This window comes from Pseudoalteromonas sp. K222D (assembly GCF_017653575.1).
In the GTDB taxonomy this organism is placed as follows: Bacteria; Pseudomonadota; Gammaproteobacteria; order Enterobacterales; family Alteromonadaceae; genus Pseudoalteromonas; species Pseudoalteromonas nigrifaciens.
Genome location: NZ_JAGGDL010000064.1, coordinates 1 through 9,963 on the forward strand (window position 1 = coordinate 1; position 9,963 = coordinate 9,963).

Consider the following 9,963-nt stretch of genomic DNA (forward strand, 5'->3'; position numbering starts at 1 on the left):
CCTTTGGCGAGAAAATGGCCGAATTATAACAGCTGGCCATCTAATCTGAGAAATTGCACTTATTATCCGAATTTAGGACTGTATAAAAATAATGTATTAAGCAGGACTGCAATTACAGCCCTGCTTTTAAATACGATTAGCTCGATAATATTTTCATTGGCAAGCTTAAAATGGGGTTTTCTGAGTCTGCAAAATGCATCATTACGGCTATATGCCCGGCAACCACCAGCGCATACATCACCGCTGAAAAACCTTGGCCATACTTATCAAGTGGCATTAAATGTGAAGTGTGCCTGCCGCGCCATTCAAATACAATTTCCAGCGCACCAATAAACAAAAAGAACACCAACAACATTAAACCAAAGGTGTAACTTAGCCATAAACCAAACAGCACTCCCAATAAACACACACTTAAACCGACCCATGAGCGCATAGAAAAGCTAATACTTTTTAATACATGGCCACCATCAAGCGGTAAAATAGGCAGTAAATTAAATAAGTTAAGTAAAGCGCTAAGCACAGCAACACCAGCAAATATTTCCATTTCGGTAGCGTAGTACAACACTAAACTTAATACTGACGTTATAAGCCCAAACGCGGGGCCCATTAAAGAAATCACTACATCTTGCCAACGAGTGGTAATTTTATCATCACTTACTGCAAGCCCGCCTACAAACGGAATTAAATAAATGCCCTTGGTTTTAATGCCAAAATATTGCATGGCACGCACATGGCCGTATTCATGCACCACTAAGCAAGCAATAAGCATAAGTGCAAACTCAATACTGAATAACCAGGCATAGCCGGCAACTGACGCTCCCGCTAACACCACCTTAATTACTTTGGCACTTTTAAATAGCTTAAAACCAAGGGCGGCCAATCCTAGCCAACCTTTTTTAGTTTCACCGCCAGTAGCTGCAGGTAAAGCAAGTTGCGTAGCAAACTCATCGTTTACAAACAACGAAATACTCTGCTCATTTACCAATGAGCTATCAATACCTATTAGTTTGTTATCAAAAGTAAATTGATAATAGTTGTCGCGGGGATTATCAAAAGTAATAGCTTGTTGACTATGAAATATCTGCACAACTTTTTGCCCAGAAACCATAAGTGTAAAGGGCTGATCGGCTAACTTAAGTTCTATTCTTATCATAATTAAAACCGTTTAAAACAATAGCGCTAGTATACCGACTCAGCTAAAAAACACGAGCGAGCATGATTAATAACAACTTTTTATTAGCCGGCTAATATACACATTAAAAGAATGACAAACACATGAGAATCTACTACTTTTATAGTAATACACACTATGCATTGAAAGGGATAACAGTGAAAAAAGTAGTGCCTAATATTCTGGTCGTTGATGACTCAAAAGCTATTTTAATTGTAATGGAAGCAATCCTCACTGAGTTAGATATGTCGGATACCATAACCACTTGCCTAAGTGCTACAAAAGCGCTAGAAAAAGTTAAACGTGACATAAACTATTTTGATGCCATTTTTACCGATTTAAACATGCCTGAAATGGATGGCATGGAGCTAATACGCCATTTAGGAGAGCTAAATTACCAAGGCGCCATTATTATTATTTCTGAAATGGAGCATAAGGTAATTAGTTTAGCTGCCAACTTAGCCAAGCAGCATAATGCTCACCTTATCGGTAATATTTTTAAGCCCGTACAATTAACTCAAGTAGGCTCCTTGTTAAATAAAGTTGCCTATTTAAATAGCCACACTTTAATAAAAGAACCTGCTATTTCAAAAACAGAGCTTATTAACGCATTAAAAAATGACGAAATAACGCCGTTTTATCAACCTAAAATATGTATTAATACCAGTAAAATAAAAAGTGCTGAAGTATTAGCGCGTATTGTGTCAAATACCGACGGTAGTATAATTTTACCAGCTCGTTTTATTAGCCTTGCTGAGCAACATGATCTAATTAACGAAATTACATTTGCGCTCTTTGAAAAAGCCACCAGTGATTTCGAAAATATAAAAGAGCAGCTAGGACAAAATTTAAAACTGGCATTTAACTTATCTCCCATGCAGTTAAACGATCTTAGCTGCCCAAATAAGCTATTACTTATATTAAAACTTAACCAGCTTAAACCTAGTGATATTATTATTGAGATAACCGAACAACATGCGCTTTCAAGCCTAAGCCAATTAGAAACATTAAACCGCCTAAGAATGCATGGTTTTGGTTTATCGCTTGACGATTTTGGCGTTGGCTTTACTAACATGAGCCAGCTTAAAAACTTGCCCTTTACCGAAATAAAAATAGACCGCACACTTATTAGTAATATAGAAACAGATCAGTTTTCTCAAGTTGTTGTAAGCTCCCTCATCGACATTACCAATCAAGAGCATTTAGAACTAGTAGCAGAAGGGGTTGAGCGCCCCGAAGAGCTTGCCTATTTAAGGCATTACAAAACTCGCTTAGCAATACAGGGATTTTTATTTAGTCGTCCTAAATCTAAGAGTGAATTTATAGACTGGGCACAATATTGGATTAAAGTGACAGGAAATACCATTAACTATAAACCCCCAAGCTAATAAGGAGACCTCTTTAGTTGTCTCCTCTAGGGTGTTTATCCTCTTCAGTGACTAAGTTTTTACTATTTGCCAAACGTTTATGCCAACGCTGCTTCGCAACCGCACGCATATTAGTGGACTGATCACGCTCATCTACAATTTCTAAACCCATTAGTGCTTCAATCATGTCCTCAAGCGTAACAATACCCTGTACGTCGCCATACTCATCAACCACTAAACAAATATGCGTGCGGTCTGTTAATAGAGTTTGTAACAACGACGACGCATTTTGCGAACTAGGAACCGTATAGATTGGCTTTACTAGTTTACTAATTTTGTAATCGCTACCTAAGCGATGACATGCCAACATAATATCGTTTTTATGCACAAAGCCGATAATATCGTCAGTGTCTTTATCAAACACTAATATTCGAGAAAACGACGACGAACCATGCAGGTTCAAGTATTCGTTTACGGTTAAGTCTTTATGAACTTTAAAAATAACTGTACGTGGGGTCATCAAATCGCATAATTTGGCATGTCTAAAATGTAATAAGTTACGAATTATTTCAGACTCATCTTGGTGCAGCGCCCCCGACTCAGTGCCTATATCGGCCATGGCTTCTATTTCTTGGCGAATATAATAGGCTTGGTCATGCTTTGGTCCCATTAAATTTGTCAGCTTTTGTGCAAGCCATACAAAAGGTTTAAGCAATATAACTAAAAAACGTAAACCGTAAGTCACACTTGGGGTAAGTACTCGCCAATAGTTTGCTCCTAACGTTTTAGGTATGATTTCAGAAAACACCAGCACAAATAAAGTCATCACTGCAGAGGCAACCCCTACTGCTGCATCCGAAAATACAATAGCTGCTTGCGCGCCAACTCCAGCGGCTCCGGCGGTATGCGCCACCGTATTAAGCGTTAAAATAGCCGCTAATGGCTGATCAATATTATTTTTTAGTTTTTCGAGCTGCTTAGCTAATACAGGCTGCTTTTTACGCAGTAATGCAACATAACTAGGTGAAATGCTTAACAGCACGGCTTCCATTACTGAGCATAAAAATGAAATAACAATGGCAACGACCATATAAACTATCAGTAATGTCATTTGCTCTCCGCTTAGTTGAATATATGGGCATGATAACAATACATGCTATATTTGGCCAAAGACTCAATAATAATAGGTATAATAATGAAACTTAACGCACTTTGGCGTCATAGCAATAAACTATTTAAACACTCCTTTGCCCTTTTTACCCTTAGCAGCTTAAGTTTTGCTACGCTTGCAGCGCCGCTTGATAAATCTAAAATTCAATTTATTGGGCCACTGGCTGAAAACATGCAATTAAAGCCTTTTCAAACGGCCCAAAGCGATACCATAATTAGTAACTTATTACCCCAGCTACAACTCCCCGTAGCTAACTTTTCGGTGTTTGACAAAAAACACAGCTGGCAGCCATTTAATAAAGTAAATGCACTCACTTTAGGCGGCTTACAGGCACTTAAGTTTAATATAGAAACCACGCGTTTTAGCCAAGGTACGTTAACCTTAAAAGGCATTGAACAAGGGCAATTGTTTATAAATGGCGAATTGCAAAAGGCAGACAACAGCAGCTACAAACTCGCCTTAAATAATGGTAGTCATACTGCTATTATTGTTGCGCAACAAGTTGCAAATTGGCACGATGTAATACTCGACTTTGCACCAAAAACACCGAGCGATAACATTACCCTTAGCACTTCACAAACTAAGCGTTTATCGGCAAAGCAATTATTTGATGCCCCCACTATTAGCGGCTTATCATTAGCGCCAAACTCAGAGCACTATATTACGACAACGCGCCGCTTTAATGATAAAACACTAAATCAAGCAAACAATGTAACTGAACTTAAAAACACCGACAATCAAACACTGTATCGCTTTGAGGCAGAGCAACCAAGCAACCTTATTTGGAGCCCAGATAACCGCTTTTTAGTGTATTTACTAAATGGTGAATTAAAACAACTTAACCGTAAAAATTTATCAATAAAAACCCTCTCTACTCGCTTAGAAGGCGCTAGCGGTTTTACCTTTTATAACGAGCACAGTGTAATATTTAGTTGGTCTAACCCTGCATCTGACAAGGATAATGACAAACTCACGAAGCATTATAAAGGGTTACAAGATCGCTGGTCATACGCACGTTCAGTAAGCCAAGTTTATATGCTTGATACGCAAAGTGGTTTAATAAAAACACTTAGCCAAGGGCCACTTTCGCATAGCTTTGAAGACTTTAACAATAAGCGCGGTAAACTATTAATGAGCCGCCCTGTAGTCGCTATGCAAGCGTCAACTCACCCAGAAACAGAACTAGTAGAGCTTGATTTAAAATCAAATAAGCTTACTTCTTTGGGTAAATTTAAAACTTTTAATCAGGCCAAGTACGCCAATAAGGACGTGTATGTTGTTGCGGGTCCCGACTTTAAAAATGGGGCAGGTAGAGCATTGCCAAAAGAAATGCTAGCGAATAACTACGACGGTCAACTTTACCTGCTTACAGACGGCGGAAAAAACGTTAAAGCACTCAGTAAACAGTTTGATCCAGCAATTGGAAGACTGAGTGTTTTAAACAATGGCGACGCATTGCTAAAGGTTACTGAGCACGACACCCAACCGCTCTACCTATTTGATTTAAGTAAGCAGCGCTTTAAAAAATTAAATACTGGTTTAGATATTGTTGAGCAGTTTAGCTACTCAAACGAGCGCAACATTGAAATATTACTCAGTGGCACCACGGCTTCTAGTCCACAACAATTAAAGCGATTTAATATAAGTAAAAACACCGCTAAAACAGTCTGGGATTCAAAGCCACTTAGCTATGCAAATACACAAATTCCAACTCTCGAAGAATTTAATTTCACTAATAAAAATGACGTGGAAATTTCAGGGCGTGTCTACATTCCAAATAACCTTGATAAAACTAAAAAACACCCAGCGCTGGTTTATTACTATGGCGGCACATCGCCAGTGACACGAGGCTTTACTGGACGTTATCCGTTTAATTTATGGGCGGCAAACGGGTATGTGGTTTATGTAATACAGCCAACAGGCGCTACCGGCTTTGGGCAAAAGTTTTCGGCGCAGCACGTTAATGCGTGGGGCAACTACACCAGCGACGATATAATTGCAGGCACGCAGGCATTTTTAAATAAATACAACTATGTAGATAGCGAAAAGGTAGGCAACCTAGGTGCCTCTTACGGTGGTTTTATGACTATGCATTTAGCAACTAAAACCGACTTATTTAGCGCATCGATTTCTCATGCTGGTATTTCTAACCTCACATCTTACTGGGGTGAAGGATGGTGGGGCTACTTATATTCTGGCGAAGCGTCTAAAAACAGCTTTCCGTGGAATAACCCCGAGCTTTATAGTAAACATAGCCCGGTATTTAATGCCGATAAAGTAACCACGCCTATGCTACTCATTCATGGTGACAGTGATACTAACGTACCCGTTGGCGAAAGCTTAACTATGTACACTGCACTTAAATTACTTAATAAAGATGTAGAGTTAATAGAATACAAAGGTGCGAACCATCAAATTATTGCCCGCGACAAACGTTTTGATTGGTGGAATACCATGCTAGCTTATTTTGATAAAAAACTTAAAAATGAGCCACAATGGTGGGATTATCTTTACCCTAACGACTAGTCGCTAAATTGTTTTTAATAATTAAGTGAACTTAGATTAAGATATTTATTCTGAGTACAGCAGGCTAAATAGCACCTTTAATAAAACCCTAAAGGTGCTAAATTTTCTAAACTGTAAACTTATTAACTACTTTTGAAACATTAGCTTACTTAAAAACAATAAACGCCCTTCTCAGCCTTTACTTAATGGTGCTACCATAGAAAACTATAAGCATTAACAATAAAGTATTATGACTATTCATGTTTTATTGGTTGAGGACGACGAATTACTCGTTAAACGCATCCAAAATCATTTTACAAATACCGAGTTTACAATAGAAGTTGACCCTACTGGCGCCGATGCACTGAGCACTATAAGGTCGCGAGTTAATTTGCGCGGTGCTTTTTCATTAGCCATTATTGATATTGTTTTACCAAAGCGCGACGGCTTACAACTTGCAAAAGAGCTAAATACTCTTACCGATATTGGCGTAATTTTATTATCGAGCCGTGATTCACAGGCCGATCGCATTGCTGGCCTTGCCCAAGGCGCAGACGACTACATATGCAAACCCGTAGACTTACTTGAACTAGAGCTGCGCATGCGTGCTTTATATAAACGCATTGCACACTTAAATTCAGACAATGATAAAAACGATGATAACGGCGAAGAGTTTATAGAATATGCCGACTTTAAATTACACCCCGACAACCGCACACTAATTACAGCTACAGGTGCTGAATCGCGCTTAACCGAAGCGGAACATAAAGTACTTATTTGTTTAATTGGTAACGCAGGTAAAGCAACTTCTCGCGAAAAAATATCTGAAGAAATAGGCCAGCCTGATTGGAGCCCAAACGATCGTACTGTTGATGTGTTAATTGGCCGTTTGCGTAAAAAATTAAATGATGAAAAAGATCAAAAGCGCATTGTTACCGTACGCGGCAAAGGTTATATGCTCTCTATTTAGTACTTAGTTAATTGCGCTAGTAAGCGCTCAAAGGCGCGGTAGTTAAGTGCTTCTTTTAGCTCATTTAAGCTAATACGCTCCGCCCCTTTTAAATCACTAATAGTACGCGCTACTTTAATTATTCTATGGTATGAGCGTGGCGATAATGCCAGTTTTTCACTCGCTCTGGCTAAAAACTGCAACTCAGTGGAAGCGAGATCACAATGTATACTCATTTCTTTATTGTTTAACCGCGCATTCACTTTACCTTGGCGTTTTAGCTGCAAATAATAAGCAGCCTCTACTCGCGCTCTTACTACTGCACTGGTTTCTTCGGGTTTGCTACTTTGTAACTCAACACTCGTTAGCCTTGGTAATTCAATTTGTAAGTCAATACGGTCAATAAACGGCCCCGAAACACGCGACAAATAACGCATTACTTGATCAGGCGTTGCCCGCTTATCATTATGGCAACCTGTAGGGCTGGGGTTTAGCGCCGTAATAAGCTGAAACTGCGCCGGAAACTCCATTTGCCTTGCCGCACGCGAAATAGTGACAGTACCAGTTTCCATAGGTTCACGCAGCGAATCGAGCACTTTACGTTCGAACTCTGGCAACTCATCTAAAAAAAGCACGCCATTATGCGCCAATGAAATTTCACCCGGTTTAGGGTTTGACGAGCCACCGACTAATGCAACGGCAGAGCAGGTATGGTGAGGATTGCGAAATGGCCGTTGTCGCCAATTAGTTAAATCAATCGACTGGCCAATAATAGAATAAAGCGCCGCAGTAGCAATTGCTTCATCATCTGACATGGTTGGCATAATGGTTGCCATACGTTGAGCCAGCATTGACTTACCCGTACCAGGGGGTCCTAAAAATAGTAAGTTATGGCCTCCTGCAGCGGCAATTTCGAGTACTCGCTTTGCCCCAGGCTGGCCTTTCACATCACTTAAATCAAGCAAAAAATCAGGAGCTTGCGTGCAATCTGGGTATTGTATATTTAACGGCAGTGGTTGCTGATTAAGTAAATCGCCCCACACTTCTGCAATAGAGCTTACGGCTTTGCGTTTAACCCCGTTAACTAAACTGGCTAAGCTATCATTTGCCAGTGGTAAAAAACAGCAACGGTCCTGCTCTTTAGCAGCAAGCACCGAGGGCAAAATAGCATTTACGCCACGTATCTCACCGTTAAGTGCCAGCTCCCCATAAAACTCATATTTATGAATGTCAGAGCACACTATTTGCCCTGAGGCGACTAAAATACCTACGGCAATAGCAAGATCGAATCGGCCACCGTCTTTTGGTAAATCGGCAGGGGCTAAATTAACAGTAATACGTTGATCGGGAAAACCAAACTTAGAATTTTCAAGTGCGCTACGCACTCTGTCTTTAGATTCTTTAACCGAAGCCTCGGGCAAACCGACAATATGAAAAGCAGGCAAACCATTACCTAAATGCACCTCAACAATCACTTCGGGGGCATTTATGCCCACCTGAGCACGAGAATATATGCGAGCTAACGACATTCCCTATCCTAATAAATACCCTTTAGCTTTAGTTTAGTCGGGATATTTAAAAACGTGTAATACAATACCCCATTTTATGGCTGCAAAACGCAGTAATAGAGTCATCAACATACTCAAAATCATCGCAACTTCAACGATAAGCGAAAAGTTAATACACAAGGTGTACACTATTCCCCCTGCTATACAGGTGGTTGCATAAAGCTCGCCCTTTAACAGCATGGGGATCTCTCGGGCAAGTACATCACGAATTAGGCCACCAAAACATCCAGTAATAACCCCCATAATCACTGCTGTCATATCTGGCATACCGGCAAGCAATGCTTTTTGTGTGCCCATCACGGCAAAAAAAGCTAAACCAAACGCATCGACAATTTGTAAGTTATAGTGGGGTATGGTTCTTTGCTTATTTATTAGTCGCGTTGTTAGTAGTATTGCAGCTAAAATTGCAGCAAAATAACTTTGGTCGTGCAGCCAAAATACCGGAACATTTAATATCACATCGCGAACAGTTCCTCCGCCGATAGCAGTTACGGTAGCAAGTACAACAACACCAAAGCCATCCATCTTCTTTTCATACGCTACCAAGGTGCCCGATATGGCAAATACTGCAACACCTATTAAATCAAACCAGTGGTAAAGTTCTGTCATGCCTACTCTTGCTAAAATATTTACGTTATTGCTACATAAGCTACGCTAAGTTTAAAAAAATAACTACTTTTAGCACTAATTAAGCTGCTAAGTTCCTTTTATATTCAAAACTAGTCTATAAACCCTATGAGTTAAATTAACCTTTATAGCCGTTTATTACTCCTTCCTGATTAGCCAATTGAACGTGGTAAACAGTAAAGCGACGGCTTTTGGGTTGTAAGTCATTCGCCAAACTTTAGACATAAAAAAACACTCTTTAAGAGTGTCTGTTTATTCTTATTTATTTCAGTGGTTGCGGGAGCCAGAGTTTATGAAGAGCGAACGCATCACGCAGTGACGACGACCTTCGGGTTATGAGTCACTCACTAAATTTTAGACATATAAAAACACTCTTTAAGAGTGTCTGTTTATTCTTATTTATTTCAGTGGTTGCGGGAGCCAGGGTTTATGAAGAGCGAACGCATCACGCAGTGACGACGACCTTCGGGTTATAAGTCACTCACTAAATTTCAGACATAAAAAAACACTCTTTAAGAGTGTCTGTTTGTAAGCGCGTAATTAGCCCCACATACCAATGTTAATGGCACCTATGCATAATTTACTCAGCATATTAACCTGAGGTA

General features: G+C 39.8%; 7 protein-coding genes. 3 read left to right on the top strand and 4 right to left on the bottom strand.

Annotated elements, in window-relative coordinates; translation table 11 throughout:
• Window positions 1-136: 136 nt before the first annotated feature.
• Window positions 137-1,153, bottom strand: coding sequence for a site-2 protease family protein (locus tag J5X91_RS17475; RefSeq protein WP_011326857.1), 1,017 nt, complete (start codon window positions 1,151-1,153; stop codon window positions 137-139).
• A 176-nt stretch (window positions 1,154-1,329) separates the two neighbouring features.
• On the opposite strand from J5X91_RS17475, the gene J5X91_RS17480 reads away from it, so the two are divergent.
• Window positions 1,330-2,559, top strand: coding sequence for an EAL domain-containing protein (locus J5X91_RS17480; protein ID WP_208835328.1), 1,230 nt, complete (start codon window positions 1,330-1,332; stop codon window positions 2,557-2,559).
• Window positions 2,560-2,572: 13 nt separating this feature from the next.
• Here the strand turns inward: J5X91_RS17480 and J5X91_RS17485 are convergent, their stop codons facing one another.
• A complete protein-coding gene (locus J5X91_RS17485) occupies window positions 2,573-3,649 on the bottom strand; it encodes a hemolysin family protein (protein WP_011326855.1) in 1,077 nt (358 codons plus the stop codon).
• Between the two features lie 84 nt (window positions 3,650-3,733).
• On the opposite strand from J5X91_RS17485, the gene J5X91_RS17490 reads away from it, so the two are divergent.
• Together J5X91_RS17490 and J5X91_RS17495 are read left to right on the top strand one after the other, a co-directional pair.
• Window positions 3,734-6,235 (top strand): prolyl oligopeptidase family serine peptidase, encoded by a 2,502-nt coding sequence (locus J5X91_RS17490; RefSeq protein WP_208835329.1) that lies wholly within the window; start codon window positions 3,734-3,736, stop codon window positions 6,233-6,235.
• Between the two features lie 229 nt (window positions 6,236-6,464).
• Window positions 6,465-7,184, top strand: a complete 720-nt coding sequence (locus J5X91_RS17495; protein ID WP_011326853.1) for a response regulator transcription factor — start codon at window positions 6,465-6,467, stop codon at window positions 7,182-7,184.
• Here the strand turns inward: J5X91_RS17495 and J5X91_RS17500 are convergent.
• Window positions 7,181-8,692: a YifB family Mg chelatase-like AAA ATPase gene (locus tag J5X91_RS17500; RefSeq protein ID WP_089367560.1), complete on the bottom strand. Its 1,512-nt coding sequence runs from the start codon at window positions 8,690-8,692 to the stop codon at window positions 7,181-7,183. The genes J5X91_RS17495 and J5X91_RS17500 overlap by 4 nt on opposite strands.
• 33 nt (window positions 8,693-8,725) lie before the next feature.
• The gene (locus J5X91_RS17505) at window positions 8,726-9,340 is read right to left on the bottom strand and encodes a trimeric intracellular cation channel family protein (RefSeq protein ID WP_208835330.1); all 615 of its coding nucleotides are present in this window, start codon (window positions 9,338-9,340) and stop codon (window positions 8,726-8,728) included.
• Between the last annotated feature and the right edge of the window lie 623 nt (window positions 9,341-9,963).

Coding starts and splice junctions, on each gene's coding strand:
- J5X91_RS17485 (WP_011326855.1), bottom strand. CDS start 3,649: ATGACATTACTGATAGTTTATATGGTCGTTGCCATTGTTATTTCATTT.
- J5X91_RS17490 (WP_208835329.1), top strand. CDS start 3,734: ATGAAACTTAACGCACTTTGGCGTCATAGCAATAAACTATTTAAACAC.
- J5X91_RS17500 (WP_089367560.1), bottom strand. CDS start 8,692: ATGTCGTTAGCTCGCATATATTCTCGTGCTCAGGTGGGCATAAATGCC.
- J5X91_RS17505 (WP_208835330.1), bottom strand. CDS start 9,340: ATGACAGAACTTTACCACTGGTTTGATTTAATAGGTGTTGCAGTATTT.
- J5X91_RS17475 (WP_011326857.1), bottom strand. CDS start 1,153: ATGATAAGAATAGAACTTAAGTTAGCCGATCAGCCCTTTACACTTATG.
- J5X91_RS17495 (WP_011326853.1), top strand. CDS start 6,465: ATGACTATTCATGTTTTATTGGTTGAGGACGACGAATTACTCGTTAAA.